The following is a 20,701-nucleotide window of genomic DNA, read 5'->3' as shown; positions in this document are numbered from 1 at the left end:
TGATCAAACTCTTCAATTTAAAGTTTGATGCTCATCGAATTAAACTTCGTAATGAATTACGTGTTCACCCGTGAGACTTGGTATTCATTTTTTGTCCGAAGACATCAAGAATCCATGTCACCTGAGTGCCCACACAGATTGTCTGATAAATTGTTAAAGAGCAGTGCCGCTGTATTTTCGCTGCGGCGCGGGGTGTGCATATTACGCTTTCCCGCTGTGAAGTCAACTGATTATTTTCAGATTTCTTCACCTGACAGGCCGGTGTGTTTGCCGTTGTGCCGTGTCAGTGGAGGCGCATTATAGGGAGTTAATTCTGGCTGACAAGCATAAAATTAAAAAAAGTTATCGTTTGATTACTTTCCAGGCAAAATAACTTCTGAATGGTAATTTTTGCCTGTTTTTTATACAAAAACGAGCCCCTGAGGGCCCGTTTTCTTTATTTTGTGACTTACTGCACTGCCACAATACGATCGTCTTTTACGACAAGCTGTACCGTTTTGCCTGGAATCAGCTCCCCAGACAATATCTGCTGCGCCAGCGGGTTTTCGATTTGCTGTTGGATTGCGCGTTTCAACGGACGCGCGCCATACACCGGATCGTAACCATTTGCGCTCAACAGTTTCAGGGCGTCATCAGAGATAGTCACCGCATAGCCACGTTCTTCCATACGTTTGTACAGACGCTGCAACTGGATCTGCGCAATAGAAGCAATATGTTTTTCACCCAGCGGATGGAAGACCACCACTTCATCGATACGGTTGATAAACTCCGGACGGAAGTTCTGGCTCACCACCCCCAAGACCAGTTCCTTCATATGCCCATAATCCAGCTCGCCAAAACGTTCCTGGATCAAATCGGAACCGAGGTTGGAAGTCATGATCACGACAGTATTGCGGAAATCCACCGTTCTGCCCTGCCCATCCGTAAGACGACCATCGTCTAGCACCTGCAACAGGATGTTGAATACATCCGGATGTGCTTTTTCCACTTCATCCAAAAGGATGACGGAGTAGGGGCGACGACGAACTGCTTCCGTTAAATAGCCACCTTCCTCATAACCGACATATCCCGGAGGTGCCCCCACCAGACGAGAAACGGAGTGTTTTTCCATAAACTCAGACATATCGATACGCACCATTGCATCGTCGCTATCAAACATAAAGTTCGCCAGCGCTTTGCACAGCTCGGTTTTCCCTACACCGGTTGGCCCAAGAAACAGGAACGAACCGATCGGGCGATTCGGATCTGACAGACCAGCACGGCTACGGCGAATGGCGTTCGATACTGCTTCTACTGCTTCATCCTGACCAATCACGCGATGATGCAGGTCATGCTCCATACGCAGCAGTTTCTCACGTTCACCTTCCATCATCCGCGCCACCGGAATACCGGTCCAGCGCGCCAGCACTTCGGCGATCTCAATATCTGTCACGCGGTTACGCAACAGACGCATAGTTTTGCCTTCAGCCTGGGTTGCCGCTTCCAGCTGTTTTTCCAGTTCAGGGATTTTCCCGTACTGCAACTCCGACATCCGTCCAAGATCGCCATTACGCCGCGCCTGCTCCATCGCGATTTTCGCCTGTTCCAGTTCAGCCTTAATGGTCTGGGTGCCGGAAAGAGACGCTTTCTCGGCTTTCCACTCTTCTTCTAATGTCGAATACTGGCGCTCTTTATCTTCCAGCTCTTCGTTAAGCATTTCGAGGCGTTTTTTACTCGCTTCGTCAGACTCTTTCATCAGCGCGCGCTGTTCCAGTTTGAGCTGGATAATGCGACGATCGAGCCGGTCAAGCTCTTCCGGTTTAGAATCAATCTGCATACGAATGCTGGATGCAGCTTCATCGATCAGGTCGATAGCTTTATCTGGCAACTGGCGGTCGGAAATATAGCGATGCGACAGCGTTGCCGCCGCGACAATCGCCGGGTCGGTAATCTGCACATGGTGGTGCAGCTCATAACGTTCTTTCAGGCCACGCAGAATGGCAATGGTGTCTTCCACTGTCGGTTCAGCAACCAGCACTTTCTGGAAACGACGCTCCAGCGCAGCGTCTTTCTCTATATATTGACGATACTCATCCAGCGTGGTGGCACCGACACAGTGCAGTTCGCCACGCGCCAGCGCTGGCTTCAGCATATTACCCGCATCCATCGCGCCATCAGCTTTCCCGGCACCAACCATGGTATGCAGCTCGTCGATGAACAGAATGACATTGCCTTCCTGCTTCGAGAGATCGTTAAGCACACCTTTCAGACGCTCTTCAAACTCACCGCGGTATTTCGCCCCGGCCACCAGCGAGCCCATGTCCAGCGCCAGAACACGCCGACCTTTAAGCCCTTCCGGCACTTCACCATTAACAATGCGCTGCGCCAGTCCTTCAACGATAGCGGTTTTACCTACCCCCGGTTCACCAATTAACACCGGGTTATTTTTAGTCCGGCGTTGCAGTACCTGAATGGTACGGCGGATCTCTTCGTCACGGCCGATAACCGGATCGAGTTTGCCTTGCTCGGCACGCTCGGTCAGATCGACGGTGAATTTCTTCAAGGCCTGCCGCTGGTCTTCAGCCCCTTGATCGTTCACGTTTTCACCCCCACGCATTTGTGCAATAGCCTGAGTCACATTCGCCGTAGTTGCGCCCGCTGATTTCAGTAAATCGGTCAGCGTACCGCGAGACTCCAGTACCGCCAGAACAAAAAGTTCTGACGAAATAAAGTTGTCACCCCGTTTTTGCGCCAGCTTGTCGCAAAGATTGAGGACACGCACTAAATCCTGAGAAGGCTGCACGTCGCCGCCAGTACCTTCCACCTGCGGTAAACGGCTTAATGCCTGTTCAACGGCTGTACGTAACTCGCCAGCGTTAACGCCAGCAGAGGTTAATAAAGGGAAAACCGAACCGCCTTCCTGCTTCAGCAGGGCGCTCATTAAATGAAGAGGTTCGATAAATTGGTTGTCGTGCCCCAGCGCGAGCGACTGGGCATCGGCAAGAGCAAGCTGGAATTTATTGGTAAGACGATCCAGACGCATAACTCCTCCCATAACAGGTCAAAATTGCTACTGGAGATTAAATGAGGTCATCCCTCAATTATTCAAGGTTAATGACCTGAATTATGCAAAAGAAAGCATATACGAACTGGATCGTCTTGATTCTTTAGGTTATATCAGCCAAATAAAACTTGCCATACGGCCGGTTATCTTGTCCCGGCGGTATGAGAAAAAATCATCCTTTTGACTGAAGGTGCAATGCTCGCCGCCGAATATCTGCTGAACACCCACCGAGGTCAGACGCTGGCGCGCAAGCTGGTAGATATCAGCAAAATATTTCTCACCGTGCGGACGAAAAGCCCGATCGGCCTCAACATCATGCGCCATAAACGCCTCACGCACTTCTGCGCCAACTTCAAATGCCTGCGGCCCGATCGCCGGCCCTAACCAGGCGAGCAGGTTTTCCGGCTTGTCGGTAAAACAGGCAACCGTCTTTTCCAGCACACCCGCACACAACCCTCGCCAACCAGCATGAGCAGCAGCGACTTCGGTTCCATCACGATTACAAAACAGCACCGGCAAGCAGTCGGCGGTCATCACCGCGCAAACCGTACCGGGCGTGTTGCTGTATGACGCATCAGCTCGTTTAGAGGTATAAGACCCACCATCAAGCAGCAGCACGTCAGTACCATGTACCTGCTCAAGCCACACCGGCCTGGAAGGCAATCCTCCCTCGGCAAACACACGTTTGCGATTCTCTTCCACATGCTCAGCATCGTCGCCACAGTGGGCACCGAGGTTTAGCGAGTGATAAGGCGGTAAGCTCACACCACCGATACGGGTTGAACTGCATGACGCCACGCCTTTCGGCTGCGGCCAATCAGGGAGGATCAGTTTGGTCATAACCAGGCGACATCGTCCTTATGGGTTTCAAAATCCGCGCGCATAGCCGCAATCAAATCCACCATGTCCTGCGGAATAGGCGCGTGCCACTCCATCTCAATGCCGCTAATGGGGTGGTAAAGACGCAGCATTGTAGCGTGCAGAGCCTGACGATCAAACTTGCGCAGCACATCGATAAATTCGTCGGAAGCGCCTTTCGGTGGACGCGGACGGCCACCATAAAGCTGATCGCCAACCAGCGGATGAGTGATATGCGCCATATGCACGCGGATCTGGTGGGTGCGGCCGGTTTCCAGACGCAGACGCAGACGCGTGTGCACACGGAAGTGCTCCATGATGCGATAGTGCGTTACCGCCGGTTTACCCATCGGGTGCACTGACATATGGGTACGCTTGGTCGGGTGCCGGCTAATGGGTTCTTCAACCGTACCACCTGACGTCATATGCCCAATCGCCACCGCTTCATATTCACGCGTAATTTCGCGCAGCTGCAACGACTCGACCAGGCGCGTTTGCGCCGGGATTGTTTTCGCCACCACCATCAGGCCGGTGGTGTCTTTGTCCAGACGGTGCACGATCCCCGCGCGCGGAACATCGACAATTGGCGGATAATAGTGTAGCAATGCATTCAACACCGTACCGTCCGGGTTACCTGCGCCGGGATGAACGACGAGGTCGCGCGGTTTATTGATCACGATAATGTCATCATCTTCGTAGACGATGTTCAGTGGGATGTCCTGCGGTTCGAAGCGCGCTTCTTCTTCAATTTCCACATCAATAGTGATGCGTTCTCCACCCAACACTTTCTCTTTTGGCTTGTCGCAAATACTGTCGTTGACCTGCACGTGCTGGTCGAGAATCCATTCTTTTATTCGCGAACGTGAATAATCCGGGAACAATTCGGCCAAAGCCTGATCTAATCGTTGACCGAGTTGGTTTTCGGACACCGTTGCGGTGAGTTGTACTCGTTGTGCCATATACAGCTTCTTCGTTAACGTTGGGTTTTACGGCTTCGCCGTATAATATAGTGTGCTATTGTAGCTGGTCTTAGTCGGGAGCAGGAATAAAGAATCTCCCGCATACACATTCTGAGGAAAGTCTAAACGTCATGACGCGCTTGAAATATCTGGTGGCAGCCGCCACGTTGAGTCTGGCTTTGGCGGGTTGCTCCGGTTCAAAGGAAGAGGTGCCTGATAATCCACCAAATGAAATCTACGCGACTGCCCAGCAAAAACTGCAAGACGGTAACTGGAAGGCGGCAATAACGCAACTAGAAGCACTGGATAATCGTTATCCGTTTGGTCCGTACTCACAACAAGTGCAGTTGGATCTGATTTATGCCTACTACAAAAACGCTGATTTACCGCTGGCGCAAGCCGCAATTGACCGTTTTATTCGTCTGAACCCAACTCATCCGAACATTGATTATGTGATGTATATGCGCGGGCTAACCAATATGGCTCTGGATGACAGTGCTCTGCAAGGGTTCTTTGGGGTAGATCGCAGCGATCGTGACCCGGCTCATGCGCGTGAGGCGTTCAACGACTTCAGTAAACTGGTACGTGGCTATCCGCACAGCCAGTACACTACCGACGCCACCAAGCGCCTGGTGTTCCTGAAAGATCGTCTGTCGAAATATGAGCTGTCGGTGGTGAATTACTACACCGATCGCGGTGCCTGGGTGGCTGTTGTCAACCGCGTAGAAGGCATGCTGCGTGATTATCCGGATACGCAAGCAACGCGTGATGCGCTGCCGAAAATGGAGAAAGCCTACCGCGAGATGCAAATGAACGCGCAGGCAGACAAGGTGGCGAAAATTATCGCGGCCAACAGCAGTAATACCTAAGTCTCTAAAACACAAAACGGCAGCCACTGGGCTGCCGTTTTTTATTCATTTCATCAATAGCTGAAGCGGTTTAGCCGCAATGCATCCTATCAACTATGACCGTTAATGAAGAGTTCCACAAGGTAATTTTCCCCTCTTCCTGCCCTGCCTCACAAAACCTTTCCTTTGACAAAAACCGACAAAATAATGTGATTTAAATCACGCTTTTTGACATTAGGCGCGGTATGCTGAAATCACCCAGACGGAAAGACAAGAGGTAAAATTTATGACAATGAACATTACCAGTAAACAAATGGAAATTACTCCGGCAATCCGCCAGCATGTCGCAGACCGTCTCGCCAAACTGGATAAATGGCAAACACATCTGATTAATCCACATATCATTCTCTCCAAAGAGCCGCAGGGCTTTATCGCTGATGCCACGATCAACACACCGAATGGACATCTGGTGGCCAGCGCACGGCATGAAGATATGTACACTGCTATCAACGAATTGATTAACAAGCTGGAACGGCAGCTCAATAAAGTGCAGCACAAAGGTGAAGCACGTCGCGCCGCAACATCGGTGAAAGACACAAGCTTCGTTGAGGAAGAAGAAGAAGAGTAGTCTCTATATTGAGTTCATCTCCAACGCGCCTACGGGCGCGTTTTTTATTGACAGAGCGAAAACAGTGCGGTTACTGTACTTTGGTCGCTCAAAGGAAATTTACATGAAGCTTGTGCCGTTCTTCTTCGCATTCTTTTTTACCTTCCCCAATTAGGGAGGCGATTCGTTTTGTGATAAAGAATGCGAAGACGAACAATAAGGCCTCCCACACCGGGAGGCTTTTTTTTTAATAATAAAAGGCAACAACATGACGGCTGAAAACCCCTTACTGGATTTACGCGTAAAGATCAGTGCACTGGATGAGCAGTTGCTGACCCTGCTGGCAGAGCGCCGCCAGCTCTCCGTTGAGGTCGGCAAAGCCAAGCTCGACTCACACCGCCCGGTGCGCGATATCGACCGCGAGCGGGATTTACTGGAGCACCTGATTCTACTGGGCAAAGCGCATAACCTCGATGCCCATTACATCACCCGTCTGTTCCAACTGATCATTGAAGATTCCGTCCTGACTCAGCAAGCCCTGCTCCAGCAGCAACTCAACAAGATCGATCCGCACTCAGCGCGCATTGCTTTTCTGGGGCCAAAAGGCTCTTATTCGCACCTCGCAGCGCGTCAGTACGCCGCTCGCCATTTTGAGCAATTTATTGAGAGCGGTTGCCTTAAGTTTCACGATATTTTTAACCAGGTCGAAACCGGCCTGGCGGATTACGCCGTGGTGCCGCTGGAAAATACCAGTTCCGGCGCTATCAACGACGTGTACGATTTACTTCAGCATACCAGCTTGTCGATTGTTGGTGAGCTGACAGTGCCGATCGATCACTGTGTACTGGTTTCCGGCTCAACGGATCTGGAGCAGATCCAGACAGTTTACAGCCACCCACAACCTTTCCAGCAATGCAGCCAATTCCTGAGCCGCTACCCGCAGTGGAAAATCGAATATTGCGAAAGCACCTCGGCGGCAATGGAGAAAGTGGCGCAGGCGAACTCACCGCATGTTGCTGCGCTGGGCAGCGAAGCAGGCAGCGTGCTGTACGGTTTACAGGTGCTGGAACGTAACCTGGCGAACCAGACGCAGAATATCACCCGCTTTATCGTACTGGCGCGTAAAGCCATTGATGTATCAGAGCAGGTTCCGGCAAAAACCACACTACTCATGGCTACAGGCCAACAGGCCGGTGCGCTGGTTGAAGCACTGCTGGTGCTGCGCAATCATAATCTGATCATGACCAAATTGGAGTCACGTCCGATCCATGGCAATCCGTGGGAAGAGATGTTCTACCTTGATGTGCAGGCCAATCTACACTCAGCAGAAATGCAAAAAGCGCTGCGCGAACTGGGCGATATCACCCGTTCGCTGAAAGTGCTTGGCTGCTATCCCAGCGAAAACGTGGTACCGGTTGATCCAGTTTAGTTCTCTTTGAACAGCGATTTATTCATCCCTGCCACGTTCACCGGCAGGGTGAAGATCGCGCCAGAAAGCGGATGACTCGCCAACTCTTCCTCCTGCATATTTTCCCGCGTAGTTGTGATAAACAGCGTTTTCATGTCATCGCCGCCAAAGCAGACCATCGTCGGGCAACGTACCGGTAAACGGTACTCCGCAAGCTGTTCGCCCTGCGGTGAGAAGCGTGCAACACGCCAGCCATCAAACATCGCACTCCAGTAGCAACCTTCAACATCCACCGCCGCACCATCCGGTATACCTTCCCCGGCAATAAACCGGCGGAAAACCTCCCGACGCCCCGGCTCACCGAGCCCATCCATCGGCGTACGATAAATCACACCGTTGGGCGTGTCGGAGGTAAACATCCATTGCTGATCCGGGCTGAATGCCAGACCATTCGCCCCGTGAATATCGCACTGCACCACTTTCGGTGTCAGATCGTTATCCACCCGTAATAGCAAAGCGCCGTTGTAATCGCCCGGCCCCCAGAACGTCCCGGCGTAAAAGCGTCCCCGGTGATCTGTACCGCCATCATTAAAGCGCGCCAATTGCGGATTCGATGGGTTATCGCACACTTTTTGACGCAACAGACCGTGCGGATCCGTCAGCCAGATAGCGTTACGCATTGCCACGATAAAGCCGCCTTTCTCGCGCAGCGCAAAACAGCCAACCTCTTCCGGGAAGGAGAGCACCCGGTGTTCGCCAGATGCCAGGTGGTAACGATGAATTTCACCTTCCAGAATATCCGCCCAGTAAAGCGCTTGTTCTGCTTCGCTCCAGGTTGGGCATTCCGGCAGATGGCCGGTGTAATCAAACAGCTTCTGTAACTCCGCCATTGCGCGTCCCTTAAATGAAAAAAGCCAGCGGTGACCACTGGCTTTTCAGTATAAACGGCTTTTCTTTTACTGGCGGCTATCGTTCGCCTGACGCAGCAATACACGGCTTTCGTTCTGAAAACGCTGAGCGTAATCACCAAACCAGTGTTCCACTTTGCGGAAGCTGTCGATAAAGGCCTGCTTGTCACCCTGTTCCAGCAGCCCGATGGCTTCGCCAAAGCGCTGGTAGTAACGCTTGATCAGCGCCAGATTGCTTGACGACGACATAATAATGTCTGCGTAAAGCTGCGGATCCTGCGCAAACAGGCGCCCCACCATTGCCAGTTCCAGACGATAAATCGGCGATGAAAGCGCAAGCAATTGCTCAAGCTGAACATTCTCTTCGGCCAGATGCAGCCCGTAAGCAAATGTCGCGAAGTGGCGCAGCGCCTGAATAAACGCCATATTCTGGTCGTGTTCGACAGCGCTAATACGATGCAAACGCGCGCCCCAGACCTGAATCTGTTCAAGAAACCACTGGTAAGCCTCTGGCTGACGTCCGTCACACCAGACCACCACTTGCTTGGCAAGACTACCGCTGTCCGGGCCAAACATGGGATGCAGACCAAGCACCGGGCCTTTATGCGCCGACAACATCGCCTGCAACGGGCCGCTTTTCACCGATGCCAGATCGACCAGAATACAGTCTTCCGGCAGTGGCGGCAGTTGACCTATCACTTGTTCGGTCACGTGGATAGGCACACTGACAATCACCATGCCGGCATCAGCCAGCAACTCGTCGGCCTGCGCCCAGTCCTCTTTCTCCAGAATGCGAACCTGATAACCCGACAGCGTTAACATTTTGGCAAACAGTTGTCCCATCTGACCCGCACCGCCGACAATGACCACAGGCCGCATTTCAGGACATAAAGTTTTAAAACCTTTGTCATTTTCGCTGGAGTAGGATTCACGCATCACGCGGCGCAACACATCTTCAATCAGATCCGGCGGAACGCCAAGCAGTTCGGCCTCTTTGCGCCGTGAAGCCAGCATTGAGGCTTCACGTTCCGGCACATAGATCGGCAAACCATACTTGCTTTTTACTTCACCAACTTCGGCCACCAGCTCCAGACGGCGCGCCAGCAGCCCCAGCAATGCCTTATCCACTTCATCAATTTGATCGCGCAGCGCGGTCAATTCAGCAACCATAACAACCTCTTAAGCGAAACGCGCCGCCAGACTATTGCGCAGATCTTTATCGATCTCACGCAGCAGCGCTTCGGTCGATTCCCAGCTAATGCAGGCATCCGTCACAGAAACACCGTACTTCATGGCGCTGCGCGGCTGCTCTGAGGATTGATTGCCTTCATGAATGTTACTTTCAATCATCAGACCGGTAATCGAGCGGTTGCCATCTTTGATCTGTGCCACCACAGATTCGGCAACGGCAGGCTGGCGACGGTAATCTTTGTTGGAATTACCATGGCTGCAATCTACCATCAGCGACGGTTGCAGTCCCGCCTGTTCCATCTCTTTTTCACACTGCGCAACATCCGCCGGGCTGTAGTTCGGTGCTTTGCCGCCGCGCAGGATCACATGCCCATGCGGATTACCCTGTGTTTGCAGCAGGCAAACCTGTCCAGCCTGGTTGATACCGACAAAGCGGTGCGGCATTGACGCTGCGCGCATGGCATTAATTGCCGTCGCCAGGCTACCGTCGGTGCCGTTTTTGAAACCGACCGGCATCGACAGGCCGGACGCCATTTCGCGGTGTGTCTGGGATTCGGTAGTGCGCGCACCAATTGCCGACCAGCTAAACAAGTCACCGAGGAACTGCGGACTGTTTGGATCCAGCGCTTCAGTCGCCAGCGGCAAGCCCATACTTACCAGTTCCACCAGCAGACGACGCGCAATCTTCAGGCCGGCTTCCACATCAAACGAGCCATCCATGTGCGGATCGTTAATCAGCCCCTTCCAGCCAACGGTGGTACGGGGTTTTTCAAAATAGACACGCATCACCAGATAGAGGCTATCGCTGACCTCTGCGGAAAGGGCCTTAAATCGACGAGCATATTCAATTGCGGCTTCAGGATCGTGAATCGAGCAAGGGCCGCACACCACCAGCAGGCGCGGATCTTTTCCGGCAATGATATTGGAAATGGTCTGGCGGGACTGCGCGATTTGCGCTTCCTGCTCAATCGTCAGCGGAAAAGCTGCTTTCAATTGTTCCGGGTTGATCAAAACCTGTTCGTCAGTGATATGTACGTTGTTCAGCGCGTCTTTTTGCATGATGGCGATCCTGTATAACTCATTTTGCGATAGGGGTTCCTCCGCAGAGGATGGCGTAACCATACCACATACGGTAAAGATTTCAATCCACAAAACGTACCATTTTATTTACACCTTCAATTTATAACCCATAATCACGGCACCATGTGTAATTATAAATTTACACATGGTGCCTTTTGATTATGCTTGTAGACGGGCCGAACGCTGCACAGCACGTTTCCAGCGCAAGGCATCAATCAGTATAAACAGCAGCAGGCTGCCGCCCATCACCGGTAACATGAGCCCCAGCAGCAGTGCGATGACCAGCGTGCTAAAACGCCCTGCGCGACTCAAACTTAGCCAGCAGGAAAGCAAGGTTGCCGCAGGATTAACCGCAGCACCTGTCGGTCGGCGAATCCACCACAAGCGGTAGCCAACCACGATCATCACGCACAGCGCAGCACCAAAAAGGATCAGTAATAACTGGTTTGCAAGGCCGAACAACACACCCATATGAAAATCGACGCCCCAGCGCGTCAGTTTTGCCATCAGCGGGAAGTCGGCAAACCGCGTGTGATCAACCACCGCCAGAGTACTGCCATTTATCGCTACCGCATCGACCTGCGTTGGCCAGCTGCGATCGATTTCTGTCACCGTCCACGCTTTATCCATACTGCGCGGCGGACGGATTTCCAGTTTGCTGGCAGCAATTCCGGCCCGCCGGGCTACCTGCAACACATCATCAAATTGCGCCAGGTTCAGCGCCATTTCCGGCATATGCATGCCCGTAGGATGCAGATGATGTTCCGCATGGGGATCGGTCGCCATCGCTGCGCCATCAAGCTGCGTGTTAACCTGCGGCGTCATCCAGCCGAAAGCCGCACGCAGGCTATCGACATTGCCGCCCGCCCACTGCGACCACGTCAGACCGGTGGCAGAAAACAGCAGCATACCGGCCAGCAGGCTCCAGCCAAGCACCACATGCAGGCGGCGATGATTTTGAACTGCATTATTTATCCGCCGTTTCGGGCGTGTGAAAAACCACAGTGCAATCCCCCCCAGCGCAGCCACCCACATCCATGAAGCGGCAAGCTCGCTGTAGAAGCGGCCCGCATTGCCCAGCAGCAGTGAGCGGTGAAAATAGTCGATCCACTGGCGCAGGGGCAAAATCCCACTGGTACCGTACACCGTCATATCCCCCTTTACCTGTAATGTCACCGGATCGATAAAAATGGCGCGGTTTTCCGACACGCCAAGTTGCGGCTCGGCAAACATCACACGCGTAGTGGCGTTGTCCGCAAGGCCTGGCCGCACAGCATGCAAACGCAGATCGCCGCCGGTCACCTGCTCAGCAACAGTAATCTGCTCGGCAAGCGGCTGGCGCGCACCGGAGGAGGCACCGTACAACGCATCGCTGTAGAGAACATTCTCCAGTTGTGGCGTCGCTACGTACAGCGTGCCGCTCAGGGCCGCGATGAAGATAAAAGGCCCGACAAACAGGCCAATATAAAAGTGCAGGCGTCGCAGCAAATTCAGCCACGCCGCACGTGGGGTGCAGGATGTCATACTTTTCCTCAGGAATAGTCAAAGTGTGCCGTTATGCAGAGGCGAACGGCCTTTTATAAAGGTGTCAGGAAAAGCAGAAAAGCGGCGGCGCGCGGGTGTCAGGGCAAAGCCAGGGGAAGAAGTGCCACAGTCTGACCAGTGGGCGAGCAGGTATCAGGCGAATGCGCAATGCGCGCCCCATCAACAACAGCGCAACCAGCAGGATCAGACCAGGCACATGCGCTAACAAGACGCAGTAACCACAGGCTTCAGCGTGATCAACAGGCAGTGAAGTTTGCAGGTGCGTTTCCGGCTGAGATGACATCTCGTGATGCATCGGCATCTCATGATGCATACCGGGCATGGCACTCATGGGATCTCGTTGCAGGGAGATGGAAATCAGCGGGGCGATGACGATCAGCAGGATCGCAGACAGCGCCAGCCATGTGGCTGAGCGTTTTGCTGCCCATTGATGAAAAACGTTCTTCACCGCATCTCCTCCCGATCGAGGCCGCATTGTAAATTAATCATCAACAGTAGGTTAAATTATTTCGAAAAAGAAAAGGTAAATGCAGCAGAAAAGTTAGTTAAGACGCTTTTGCTGCTATTCGCAGCATTCAACGATTTACCCTTTTTTATCAGGCTATAAAATCCTTTCTTATGCAGAGAATTGCAGCGTTATGCAACCTCCGCCGCCATTTTGCCGCCATGAAGTTGCGACAGCGGGTTGAGCATCACCGCCTCTTCAAGATGATCGGGCGCAAAGTGGGCGTAGCGCATGGTTTCACGGATATTGGCATGGCCAAGTATACGTTGCAGTACGAGAATATTGCCGCCATTGGTCATGAAGTGCGCGGCGAAAGTGTGGCGCAGTACGTGGGTTTTCTGCCCTTCAGCCAGCGCGATATCGGTAGTGGCCAGCATTTTGCTGAATTCCCCATAGCACGGCTGGAACATCTGCCCTTGCAGTGGCGACAGCTCGTCAAAAAGCCACGGCGGTATCGGCACCGTCCGGTTGCGCCCACCTTTGGTTTTGATAAAGGTGATCTTATTCGCCGCAAGCTGCGCGCGATTGAGGTTTTCCGCCTCGCGCCAGCGTGCGCCGGTCGCCAGGCAAATTTTCACCACCCGCGTTAAATCAGCATGACCGTAACATTCACAGGCCGCCAGCAGGGTGATAATTTGCGGCTGCGTCAGCCACGTCATTTCCCGCTCTTTTTCGCGAAAAATGCGCACGTTTTCAATCGGGTTCGGCAGCGACCATTCCCCCAGACGCCGCAGTTCGTTAAACACCGCACTCAGATATTGCTGCTCGCGATTGACCGTTACCGGTTTCACCTTCCACTTTGCTTTGTCCGGCGTGTAACCGTTGTCGATTTCTCCGCTCAGACGCTGGTCGCGATAGTGCGCCCACGCTTTGGCGGTCAGTCGCGAGGCGACCGGATCGCCCAACCCGCGACAGACAATATCCAGCTTCGCCATCCGCGACTTGCCCGCCGCCAGCGACTGGCCATGCAGCTTAAACCACAGCGCAATCAGCTCGCTTAAACGCCGGCGATCCTCTTTCTCGCCCAGCCACGGCTTCTCCTGCGCCTCCTGTTTCGTCCAGGATTCAAATGCTTCGGCCTCGCCTTTAGTATTAAACTGCCGACGAATGCGCCGCCCTTCCCGTCCCTGCGGGTATAGTTCGCACAGCCACTTACCGTTTTTCTGTTTGCTGACCGTCATTGCCGCTTACACATGTTTTTCCAGCGTAAAAACCACCACGCCGAACGGCGCAATCTCTGTCACACCACACTCGAAATCGACTGCGTTATTCGTCAGGCGTACTTTGCCCCCCGGCAGACGCACTACATCAAACACATCCAGCGCATCGTCGATACTGATAAACCAGCGCCCATTGCCAATTTTCTGCGCCGAGGTATCCACCAGCCATGCCGCATTCAGCCCCTCAATAAAATTCAGCCCTTCCGTCGATGACGGCGCAAGGCTGCAATCCAGCGCCCAGTTTCCCGCTTCTTTCAGCTCACCGGATTCCAGACGGAATTTCGGGATGCTCAACACGGCCTCACTTTCCACCGCTGGTGCCGGTGCCGGATACATTTCTCCTTTCCCGGTCGCCAGCCAGTTCAACGAGACGCCGGTATCCAGCGCGCAGGTCACCACCACGTCGCCGGGGAAAAACTCACGTCGCACCCAGGTGCTGATGGTACCGGAGGAGATATCGAGCAGGTCGCCGAGATCTTTTTGCATCTGAAAACCATACGCATCGAGGATACGGCGCAGCACCGGACGCCCGCCAGTCGATAAAATTTCATCGTACAGCGCCTTGCCTTTCGGCTGCGGTTTATCAGCTAATTTTGCATTTGCAAACTCACCGTTTACCAACCAGTGCAAATCTGCGCCGGTATCCAGCGCGCATTTGACCACCGCCTTATAGGGCACACTGTCGCGCTGGATCCAGCTACTGATGTTATTCGCCGGGACATCCAGTGCTTCGGCGAGCGCCTTCTGGCTGGAGACAGAATAGGACGCAGCAATACGCTCGATCACATCCTGAACACTCATTTTGTTATCACTCATGCTCACCAACATCAAAAAAGCGATTTACATGATCGCATTTGCGATTTATATTGCTGTACATCGACCAAAATGCACAGCAGTGCAGTACATTTCAAACAACAGGAGATAATGCGATATGTCAGATGCAAAATCAACGCCGTCGCATCCGTTATCTGGCTCTCAAATGCAATCCAGGAATTTCACCCATGGGCAGATGGATGAGCTGGTATCCGCCCTTCTCCCGACGTTGCAAACCCTGATCCGCTCGGCTATGTCCGATGCCATGACAGTGCGGGATTTCGCTGCCATGCGCGGTATCAGCGAACGTCTGGTCTGGCAATGGCTCGATGAAGGCATCCTGCTGAAAGCCCCGACCCGCGACTATTCGAATGCGGAAAATGCCAGTAAACGCAGCCGTACACTGATCAACGTGCAGGCCTGGCGCGACAAATTAACCCAGCAGGCGATCGACTGTCGTTATCTCGACCGTCGTTCCGGCACCTCGTTTAGCTGAATTTGCTTTTGCAAACTCAACAGCAAACAGGAGGCAACATGGCGATCACTTCACCCACTGCAATGCTTCCGCTCAACGCAGGAGAACGCCTGAGCGGGCTGAACCATATCGCGGAAATCCGCGGCCGCTTCTGGGGTGATAGCTGGTGCGAGGTGGCGCGCTTTATCGACGAGCTGCGCGACAAGCGGGATGAACATTTTGAAGAGAACAGCCGGGCGCTGGCGGCGATCTTCTTTCTCGCCAGAGTGCCGGCGGCGCGTCAGGCGCTTCATCCGGATGTGCTTACGCTCGAGGAGAAGCGGGCGCTGATTGCCGCCATGAACCATTTCCGCGTGGTGGTAAGCCTGTTTCCGAAACGGCTAACCATGCCGCTGTAACCCTTTTTTTCGTACCAATGACGTCAACCCGTCGGGCATCCCTTTGCCCGAATTTCAGGAGAAACACCATGCGTAAAAATACTCCCCCCCATCAAGGACGCAGCCATGAAGAGATCGCGCTGCTGCTGGCAGAAGCCCGCAACAACGAACGTTTGCGCTGCGCCAACATTATCTCCGTGCGGCTGGGCGCGCTGGCAGCGCTTATCGCTACCCAGCGTCTTGAGTGGTGCGACGCCGCCGAGCTGTTGCGCCAGGAAGCGAGCCATATCGATAACCAGGCACAGGAGCTGCACTGATGGCCGATGAAATGGATCTCGTTCAGCAACGTGAACTGGACGATCGCGAGCGCTATATCCGCCAGACGCGTAACCGCCTGTTGTTGCCCTCACGCCTCACCTGCGAATGCTGTGACATGCCGATTCCCCAGGCCCGGCGAATGGCGTTACCCGGGGTGACCTGCTGCGTCAGTTGCCAGCAGCTCGCCGAGCTGAAAGATAAACATTACCGGAGGCGCTAATTGGTGGTCTCGTGGGCTTATCCGTGGAACGCGCCGCGTTCAGCGATCGCCAGCCCGTATCTCACCCACGCGGAATTATACCGCCGCAACCGGCATTTTGCGGCGGTGCAGCAGGCGCGCCACGCGCTGGCGCTACAACCGGAGTGCATTCGCTTTCCGGTCACCCGCCGTATCGATGCGCTAGAACAAGTGCAAGGTACGGCACGGGCTAACGCCTTTCTCTGCCACTTCTTTCACCGCGCTATCCCACGGCTAAACGCGGTGGCGCAGCGCTACCAACACAAACCACTTAGCCCGCGCCTCTCCAGAGCGGTGTTCAATGGCCATTTTGATACCGCCATCCAGCAGGATCTGGCGAGCCGTCTGATAACACTATTGTCCCGCTACAACCAACTGCCGGATCTGGCGAAAAGCGCGATTGACCGGCTGGCGACCGACATCGCGCATTTTATTCGCGGCGAACTGGCAAACATCGACAGCGCGGAGGCTGCAGAATTGAAAACCCTGCATCGCTGGTATCTGCACGCCGGAATGATTGCACTGCAATTTAACGTCACGCCGCCGCACTGGCAGCGTGTCACCCGTAAAGTTGCTTGCGCTGATGAGATTGCCCCGGCGGTGATCCGCCTGTTTAGCGAAGTCTGGTGGCGCGGCCATCTGCGTCGCATCGCCGCCCAGTGGCGCGAACATTTACAGATTGCGCTCGGCAATGTCAGCAAGAAAAAACGGCCCTATGCCAGCGACGATTGCGTCAGTGCCTGGCGCGAGCAGAGACGCCGTAACCGCGAATTTCTCAACAGCATGGAGCTGGAAGATGAGGAAGGGAACCGCATCAGCCTGATCGATAAGCATGACAGCTCGGTCGCCAACCCGGCAATTCGCCGCTGTGAGCTGATGACGCGCATTCGCGGCTTTGAAACGATTTGTCAGTCGCTGGGTTATGTCGGCGAGTTTTATACCCTGACAGCGCCATCAGCCTGGCACGCTACCACCCGTGCCGGTTACCGTAATCATAAGTGGAACGGCGCCAGCCCGGCGCAAACACAGGGCTATTTCACCCGGCTGTGGGCACGGATCCGCGCCAGTCTGCATCGTAACGGACTGCGCATTTTCGGTATTCGCGTGGCTGAACCACATCACGATGGCACACCACACTGGCATCTGCTGCTATTTATGCAGCCGCAGGATGTCAGCCGCGTGCGTGAGATTCTGGGCACCTATGTCCGCGAAGAGGACCAGCATGAGCTGCGGAGCGATAAGGCGAAGCGTGCGCGTTTTCACGCCGAGGCGATCGATGCGCAAAAAGGCAGCGCCACCGGGTATGTGGCGAAATATATCGCCAAAAATATCGACGGTTATGCGCTGGAAGGCGAGCGCGATAACGAAAGCGGCTCGTCATTGCAGGAGACGGCCTGCGCTGTTTCCGCCTGGGCTGCGCGCTGGCGTATCCGCCAGTTTCAGTTTGTTGGCGGCGCGCCAGTCACGGTGTATCGCGAGCTGAGAAAAATGGCCGATGGCGAAACAGCACGCGGCTTAAGCGTGGAATTCGCGCTGGTGCACGATGCCGCCGATGCCGGGGACTGGGCTGGCTACGTCAATGCTCAGGGCGGGCCGTTTGTCCGTCGCGATGATTTGCAGGTGCGCACGCTGTATGCACCCGATGGAGAATTTAACCAGTACGGTGAAACCACGTTACGTATTCGCGGGGTGTATGACACACAGGTCGGTGCCGGCTCGCCGGTGCTGACGCGGCTGAAAAAATGGAAAATTGTGCCGAAGCAAACGGGGGTTGACCTTCAGGGCGCGTCTGCGCCCTCTTGGAGTTCTGTCAATAACTGTACGCGCTGGCATGCCGACCGCTGTAGCGTTCCACCGCCTGATAACCCGTTATGGATAGGAAACTCCGAGCCAAAAGCGTGGGTGAAGCAGAATAATGGTTTTCTTTTTCAGCCACATAGTGATGCGGTGTAATAATTTTCGCTTCCCATCAATAAACGGCCTATGATACTGTACATACATACAGTAAAGAACTCATGAGGGGATTCATGGTGTCTGAACGGAATGAACGCGCTCAGCGGAAATGGGCGTGCGTGAGATTTATTGCCGAGTTGTCTCTGCTCCACCATTGCAAAAAAGAAGAACTGGAAATGGCGCTGTGGCTAATTGCCGACATGGCGGAAAGCGAAAGCGCAGCTGCGCCAGACAGAGACATCTTTTACCAGGCAGAATAGGGCCGGAACGCGCCGGTTACGGCGGCCTGCGCGCCAGATCATACCTGCACCGTTTCAGGCCGTCCCTCCCAACTTCACACTGCTTTCGCCCTGTTGTGCCAGCGCACAGCCAGCGGCGACAGATAGCGTCCGCCTGCTCCGGTCTGGAGACTTAACGGTGGGAAAAATCCTTCCCGACGGTAAGAGACGCGAAAACGATGAATGTAATCACACAACAGGGCGATACGCTCGATCTCCTTTGCCTGCGCTATTACGGCTACACCCAGGGTGTGGTCGAAACGGTGCTGACGGCCAATCCCGGCCTTGCCGATCTGGGCGTGATTTTGCCTTACGGTACTCCGGTAAACCTGCCGGAAGTGCAGGCGCCGACGCAGACAGAAACGGTGAATCTATGGGCCTGACGATCGAAAAAGTCACCTCGTCGCTGGCGTACTGGATAAGCGTCGCGCTGACCTTTTTCGGTGCGATGACGCCGCAGGATTTCGCAGCCTGGTTCGGCGCGCTGGGTGTTGCCGTCACTGTCGCCGTGAACTGGTATTACCGCCGCAAAAGCTATCTGTTCCTGAAATCCTGCGCCATGAGCCAGGAGGTGATGAATGGGCTTACCCGTTAAGCGTTGTAGCGCTGCAGCGGTGCTGACACTGGCGGTACTGGTGCCGGATTTTCGTTTACTGCATACCTCACAGCAGGGGCTGGCGCTGATTGCCGATCTGGAAGGCTGTCGTCTGCGTCCATACCAGTGTAGCGCTGGCGTCTGGACATCCGGTATTGGCCACACCGCTGGCGTCGTGCCAACGCGGGATATCAGCGAAAAAGAAGCGGCGGTGAATCTGGTTGCCGATGTACTGCATGTAGAGCAACGGCTGGCAACCTGCGCTCCGGTTGTCATGCCGCCCCAGGTCTATGACGCGGTGGTCAGTTTCGCCTTTAACGTCGGCACCACTGCCGCCTGCAGTTCGACGCTGGTGTGGTTTATCAACCACAAACAGTGGCAACAGGCCTGCGATCAGCTGCCGCGCTGGGTGTTTATCAACGGCGATCGTAATCGCGGCCTGGAAAACCGCCGCAACCGCGAGCACACCTGGTGCCTGAAGGGGGTGAAATGACCGTCCGACTGATTGCCCTGCTACTCGCCGTGCTGGGCGCAATATGGCTGGTGCAGCAAAACCACGCGCTGCGCAGCGCGCTTTCGCAATCTACTCAGCTTACGCGCGAGCAGAACAACACCATCGCGCAACTGAAAACGCAGCGCGCCGCTGCGGATGCGCTGGCGGTCAGTAACGAGCAGGCGCAGGTGGCGCTGCGTCAGCAACTCAATGCCGCCAGCGAACAGGCCGTACGCCGCGAACAAACCATCACAAGGTTACTCCATGAAAATGACGCCTTTCGCCGCTGGTATAACACTCAGCTACCTGATGCTGTGCGCCGGGTGCACCAGCGCCCCGCCTGCCCCTCTGCCGGTCACTGTTTACAACCGTTGCCCGCAGGTCAGCCTGTGTCCGATGCCAGGCAGCGATCCGCAAACTAACGGCGATTTAAGCGCCGATATCCGTCAGCTTGAACGCGCACTTGAGAATTGCGCACTGCAAGTTGAAACCGTTAAACACTGCCAGGATGAGATAAATGCTAAAACCCAACACGCTGCGCAACGCCCTGACTGATGCTGTCCCGGCGCTGCACACCAACCCCGATACGCTGCGGCTGTGGGTGGACAAAGGCAGCAATACCGCCACCTTTGCCCCTTCGCTGTCGTTTGAAAAACAGTTCAACCTCAACATCGCCATCAGCGCTTTCTTCGGCGATATCGATACGATTTTTGTGCCGATCATGGCCTGGCTGCGCGACAACCAGCCAGACATTCTCACCGTCGAGGCGGGACAGCGCGGCTGCTTTAGCTGGTCGCTGACGACCAACAGCGACGGTACGCAGGATGTGACGATTATCCTGCAACTGACAGAGCGTACCAGGGTGACGGAAATTGATGGCGTGCTGCACGCTGAGACGCTGCCAGAGCCGCTGCCGCCAGCACTGGTTACCCGCCCGGTTGAGCTCTATATCAACGGTGAACTGGTGAGCCGCTGGGCTTCATAACGCC

26 protein-coding genes and 1 other annotated feature are annotated in these 20,701 nt (G+C 54.4%); of the genes, 16 read left to right on the top strand and 10 right to left on the bottom strand.

The window, feature by feature from the left end:
* Window positions 1-448: 448 nt before the first annotated feature.
* The 3 genes from clpB to rluD all read right to left on the bottom strand — a co-directional run bounded on the left by clpB (window position 449) and on the right by rluD (window position 4,860).
* The gene (clpB, locus tag BM427_RS23205) at window positions 449-3,022 is read right to left on the bottom strand and encodes an ATP-dependent chaperone ClpB (RefSeq protein WP_090126522.1); all 2,574 of its coding nucleotides are present in this window, start codon (window positions 3,020-3,022) and stop codon (window positions 449-451) included.
* A 129-nt stretch (window positions 3,023-3,151) separates the two neighbouring features.
* Window positions 3,152-3,883, bottom strand: coding sequence for a purine nucleoside phosphorylase YfiH (gene yfiH, locus BM427_RS23200; RefSeq protein WP_090126518.1), 732 nt, complete (start codon window positions 3,881-3,883; stop codon window positions 3,152-3,154).
* The gene (gene rluD, locus BM427_RS23195; RefSeq protein ID WP_090126515.1) at window positions 3,880-4,860 is read right to left on the bottom strand and encodes a 23S rRNA pseudouridine(1911/1915/1917) synthase RluD; all 981 of its coding nucleotides are present in this window, start codon (window positions 4,858-4,860) and stop codon (window positions 3,880-3,882) included. The genes yfiH and rluD overlap by 4 nt, the downstream gene beginning before the upstream one ends.
* Before the next feature lie 131 nt (window positions 4,861-4,991).
* Here rluD and bamD point away from each other — a divergent pair, with 131 nt between their 5' ends.
* The 4 genes from bamD (at window position 4,992) to pheA (ending at window position 7,744) form a co-directional block, all read left to right on the top strand.
* Window positions 4,992-5,729: an outer membrane protein assembly factor BamD gene (gene bamD, locus BM427_RS23190; RefSeq protein ID WP_090126512.1), complete on the top strand. Its 738-nt coding sequence runs from the start codon at window positions 4,992-4,994 to the stop codon at window positions 5,727-5,729.
* Window positions 5,730-5,994: 265 nt separating this feature from the next.
* The gene (gene raiA / locus BM427_RS23185; RefSeq protein ID WP_090126509.1) at window positions 5,995-6,336 is read left to right on the top strand and encodes a ribosome-associated translation inhibitor RaiA; all 342 of its coding nucleotides are present in this window, start codon (window positions 5,995-5,997) and stop codon (window positions 6,334-6,336) included.
* Window positions 6,337-6,438: 102 nt separating this feature from the next.
* Window positions 6,439-6,564, top strand: a sequence feature (Phe leader region).
* Window positions 6,440-6,490: a pheA operon leader peptide PheL gene (pheL, locus tag BM427_RS25845; protein WP_189660115.1), complete on the top strand. Its 51-nt coding sequence runs from the start codon at window positions 6,440-6,442 to the stop codon at window positions 6,488-6,490. Its footprint overlaps the feature before it by 51 nt.
* A gap of 19 nt (window positions 6,565-6,583) precedes the next feature.
* Complete coding sequence (gene pheA, locus BM427_RS23180) at window positions 6,584-7,744, top strand: bifunctional chorismate mutase/prephenate dehydratase (protein WP_090126506.1); 1,161 nt, start codon at window positions 6,584-6,586, stop codon at window positions 7,742-7,744.
* Here the strand turns inward: pheA and BM427_RS23175 are convergent.
* The 7 genes from BM427_RS23175 to BM427_RS23145 all read right to left on the bottom strand — a co-directional run bounded on the left by BM427_RS23175 (window position 7,741) and on the right by BM427_RS23145 (window position 14,988).
* Window positions 7,741-8,613 carry an SMP-30/gluconolactonase/LRE family protein gene (locus BM427_RS23175; protein WP_090126503.1) on the bottom strand — a complete coding sequence of 291 codons (873 nt, stop codon included), beginning with the start codon at window positions 8,611-8,613 and terminating at the stop codon, window positions 7,741-7,743. The genes pheA and BM427_RS23175 overlap by 4 nt on opposite strands.
* Window positions 8,614-8,679: 66 nt before the next feature.
* Window positions 8,680-9,801 carry a bifunctional chorismate mutase/prephenate dehydrogenase gene (gene tyrA, locus BM427_RS23170; RefSeq protein ID WP_090126500.1) on the bottom strand — a complete coding sequence of 374 codons (1,122 nt, stop codon included), beginning with the start codon at window positions 9,799-9,801 and terminating at the stop codon, window positions 8,680-8,682.
* A 9-nt stretch (window positions 9,802-9,810) separates the two neighbouring features.
* A complete protein-coding gene (gene aroF, locus BM427_RS23165) occupies window positions 9,811-10,881 on the bottom strand; it encodes a 3-deoxy-7-phosphoheptulonate synthase AroF (RefSeq protein ID WP_090126497.1) in 1,071 nt (356 codons plus the stop codon).
* 180 nt (window positions 10,882-11,061) lie between these two features.
* Window positions 11,062-12,426, bottom strand: a complete 1,365-nt coding sequence (locus BM427_RS23160; RefSeq protein ID WP_090126494.1) for a PepSY-associated TM helix domain-containing protein — start codon at window positions 12,424-12,426, stop codon at window positions 11,062-11,064.
* Between the two features lie 64 nt (window positions 12,427-12,490).
* Window positions 12,491-12,922 carry a DUF2946 domain-containing protein gene (locus BM427_RS23155; protein ID WP_090126491.1) on the bottom strand — a complete coding sequence of 144 codons (432 nt, stop codon included), beginning with the start codon at window positions 12,920-12,922 and terminating at the stop codon, window positions 12,491-12,493.
* 161 nt (window positions 12,923-13,083) lie between these two features.
* The gene (locus tag BM427_RS23150; protein WP_090126488.1) at window positions 13,084-14,133 is read right to left on the bottom strand and encodes a phage integrase; all 1,050 of its coding nucleotides are present in this window, start codon (window positions 14,131-14,133) and stop codon (window positions 13,084-13,086) included.
* A 6-nt stretch (window positions 14,134-14,139) separates the two neighbouring features.
* Window positions 14,140-14,988, bottom strand: a complete 849-nt coding sequence (locus tag BM427_RS23145; protein ID WP_090126538.1) for a phage repressor protein CI — start codon at window positions 14,986-14,988, stop codon at window positions 14,140-14,142.
* A gap of 115 nt (window positions 14,989-15,103) precedes the next feature.
* Between BM427_RS23145 and BM427_RS23140 the strand changes: the two genes are divergently transcribed.
* From BM427_RS23140 to BM427_RS23090, 12 genes are all read left to right on the top strand, one after another.
* Entirely contained in the window at window positions 15,104-15,481 is a 378-nt protein-coding gene (locus tag BM427_RS23140; protein WP_090126484.1) for a Cro/Cl family transcriptional regulator, read from the top strand.
* 38 nt (window positions 15,482-15,519) lie between these two features.
* Window positions 15,520-15,858, top strand: a complete 339-nt coding sequence (locus BM427_RS23135; RefSeq protein ID WP_090126481.1) for a DUF5347 family protein — start codon at window positions 15,520-15,522, stop codon at window positions 15,856-15,858.
* 68 nt (window positions 15,859-15,926) lie between these two features.
* On the top strand, window positions 15,927-16,154 hold the full coding sequence (locus BM427_RS23130) for a DUF2732 family protein (protein WP_090126478.1): 228 nt from the start codon (window positions 15,927-15,929) through the stop codon (window positions 16,152-16,154).
* Window positions 16,154-16,375 carry a TraR/DksA C4-type zinc finger protein gene (locus tag BM427_RS23125; RefSeq protein WP_090126475.1) on the top strand — a complete coding sequence of 74 codons (222 nt, stop codon included), beginning with the start codon at window positions 16,154-16,156 and terminating at the stop codon, window positions 16,373-16,375. Before BM427_RS23130 ends, BM427_RS23125 begins: the two co-directional genes overlap by 1 nt.
* Window positions 16,376-18,346, top strand: a complete 1,971-nt coding sequence (locus BM427_RS23120) for a replication endonuclease (protein WP_090126473.1) — start codon at window positions 16,376-16,378, stop codon at window positions 18,344-18,346.
* A 119-nt stretch (window positions 18,347-18,465) separates the two neighbouring features.
* Complete coding sequence (locus BM427_RS23115) at window positions 18,466-18,606, top strand: hypothetical protein (protein WP_341874195.1); 141 nt, start codon at window positions 18,466-18,468, stop codon at window positions 18,604-18,606.
* Between the two features lie 197 nt (window positions 18,607-18,803).
* Window positions 18,804-19,007 carry a tail protein X gene (locus tag BM427_RS23110; protein WP_090126467.1) on the top strand — a complete coding sequence of 68 codons (204 nt, stop codon included), beginning with the start codon at window positions 18,804-18,806 and terminating at the stop codon, window positions 19,005-19,007.
* Window positions 18,998-19,219, top strand: coding sequence for an HP1 family phage holin (locus BM427_RS23105; protein ID WP_035888412.1), 222 nt, complete (start codon window positions 18,998-19,000; stop codon window positions 19,217-19,219). Before BM427_RS23110 ends, BM427_RS23105 begins: the two co-directional genes overlap by 10 nt.
* Window positions 19,203-19,712: a lysozyme gene (locus BM427_RS23100; RefSeq protein ID WP_090126465.1), complete on the top strand. Its 510-nt coding sequence runs from the start codon at window positions 19,203-19,205 to the stop codon at window positions 19,710-19,712. Before BM427_RS23105 ends, BM427_RS23100 begins: the two co-directional genes overlap by 17 nt.
* Window positions 19,709-20,134, top strand: coding sequence for an Rz-like lysis system protein LysB (lysB, locus tag BM427_RS26175; RefSeq protein ID WP_090126462.1), 426 nt, complete (start codon window positions 19,709-19,711; stop codon window positions 20,132-20,134). Before BM427_RS23100 ends, lysB begins: the two co-directional genes overlap by 4 nt.
* A complete protein-coding gene (gene lysC, locus BM427_RS25840) occupies window positions 20,022-20,267 on the top strand; it encodes an Rz1-like lysis system protein LysC (RefSeq protein ID WP_244153174.1) in 246 nt (81 codons plus the stop codon). Before lysB ends, lysC begins: the two co-directional genes overlap by 113 nt.
* Window positions 20,230-20,697 carry a phage tail protein gene (locus BM427_RS23090; RefSeq protein ID WP_090126460.1) on the top strand — a complete coding sequence of 156 codons (468 nt, stop codon included), beginning with the start codon at window positions 20,230-20,232 and terminating at the stop codon, window positions 20,695-20,697. Before lysC ends, BM427_RS23090 begins: the two co-directional genes overlap by 38 nt.
* The last annotated feature ends 4 nt before the right edge of the window (window positions 20,698-20,701 follow it).

This window comes from Kosakonia arachidis (assembly GCF_900116535.1).
GTDB classification, from domain to species: Bacteria; Pseudomonadota; Gammaproteobacteria; order Enterobacterales; family Enterobacteriaceae; genus Kosakonia; species Kosakonia arachidis.
Note: the sequence above shows the minus strand (reverse complement) of the source record. Positions and strands in the feature narration are given on the sequence as shown.

Coding starts and splice junctions, on each gene's coding strand:
- raiA (WP_090126509.1), top strand. CDS start 5,995: ATGACAATGAACATTACCAGTAAACAAATGGAAATTACTCCGGCAATC.
- aroF (WP_090126497.1), bottom strand. CDS start 10,881: ATGCAAAAAGACGCGCTGAACAACGTACATATCACTGACGAACAGGTT.
- BM427_RS23175 (WP_090126503.1), bottom strand. CDS start 8,613: ATGGCGGAGTTACAGAAGCTGTTTGATTACACCGGCCATCTGCCGGAA.
- lysB (WP_090126462.1), top strand. CDS start 19,709: ATGACCGTCCGACTGATTGCCCTGCTACTCGCCGTGCTGGGCGCAATA.
- rluD (WP_090126515.1), bottom strand. CDS start 4,860: ATGGCACAACGAGTACAACTCACCGCAACGGTGTCCGAAAACCAACTC.
- tyrA (WP_090126500.1), bottom strand. CDS start 9,801: ATGGTTGCTGAATTGACCGCGCTGCGCGATCAAATTGATGAAGTGGAT.
- clpB (WP_090126522.1), bottom strand. CDS start 3,022: ATGCGTCTGGATCGTCTTACCAATAAATTCCAGCTTGCTCTTGCCGAT.
- pheA (WP_090126506.1), top strand. CDS start 6,584: ATGACGGCTGAAAACCCCTTACTGGATTTACGCGTAAAGATCAGTGCA.
- BM427_RS23105 (WP_035888412.1), top strand. CDS start 18,998: ATGGGCCTGACGATCGAAAAAGTCACCTCGTCGCTGGCGTACTGGATA.
- BM427_RS23125 (WP_090126475.1), top strand. CDS start 16,154: ATGGCCGATGAAATGGATCTCGTTCAGCAACGTGAACTGGACGATCGC.
- BM427_RS23135 (WP_090126481.1), top strand. CDS start 15,520: ATGGCGATCACTTCACCCACTGCAATGCTTCCGCTCAACGCAGGAGAA.
- BM427_RS23140 (WP_090126484.1), top strand. CDS start 15,104: ATGTCAGATGCAAAATCAACGCCGTCGCATCCGTTATCTGGCTCTCAA.
- BM427_RS23155 (WP_090126491.1), bottom strand. CDS start 12,922: ATGCGGCCTCGATCGGGAGGAGATGCGGTGAAGAACGTTTTTCATCAA.
- BM427_RS23145 (WP_090126538.1), bottom strand. CDS start 14,988: ATGAGTGATAACAAAATGAGTGTTCAGGATGTGATCGAGCGTATTGCT.
- BM427_RS23150 (WP_090126488.1), bottom strand. CDS start 14,133: ATGACGGTCAGCAAACAGAAAAACGGTAAGTGGCTGTGCGAACTATAC.
- BM427_RS23130 (WP_090126478.1), top strand. CDS start 15,927: ATGCGTAAAAATACTCCCCCCCATCAAGGACGCAGCCATGAAGAGATC.
- bamD (WP_090126512.1), top strand. CDS start 4,992: ATGACGCGCTTGAAATATCTGGTGGCAGCCGCCACGTTGAGTCTGGCT.
- lysC (WP_244153174.1), top strand. CDS start 20,022: ATGCTGTGCGCCGGGTGCACCAGCGCCCCGCCTGCCCCTCTGCCGGTC.
- BM427_RS23090 (WP_090126460.1), top strand. CDS start 20,230: ATGCTAAAACCCAACACGCTGCGCAACGCCCTGACTGATGCTGTCCCG.
- BM427_RS23100 (WP_090126465.1), top strand. CDS start 19,203: ATGGGCTTACCCGTTAAGCGTTGTAGCGCTGCAGCGGTGCTGACACTG.
- yfiH (WP_090126518.1), bottom strand. CDS start 3,883: ATGACCAAACTGATCCTCCCTGATTGGCCGCAGCCGAAAGGCGTGGCG.
- BM427_RS23160 (WP_090126494.1), bottom strand. CDS start 12,426: ATGACATCCTGCACCCCACGTGCGGCGTGGCTGAATTTGCTGCGACGC.
- BM427_RS23110 (WP_090126467.1), top strand. CDS start 18,804: ATGAATGTAATCACACAACAGGGCGATACGCTCGATCTCCTTTGCCTG.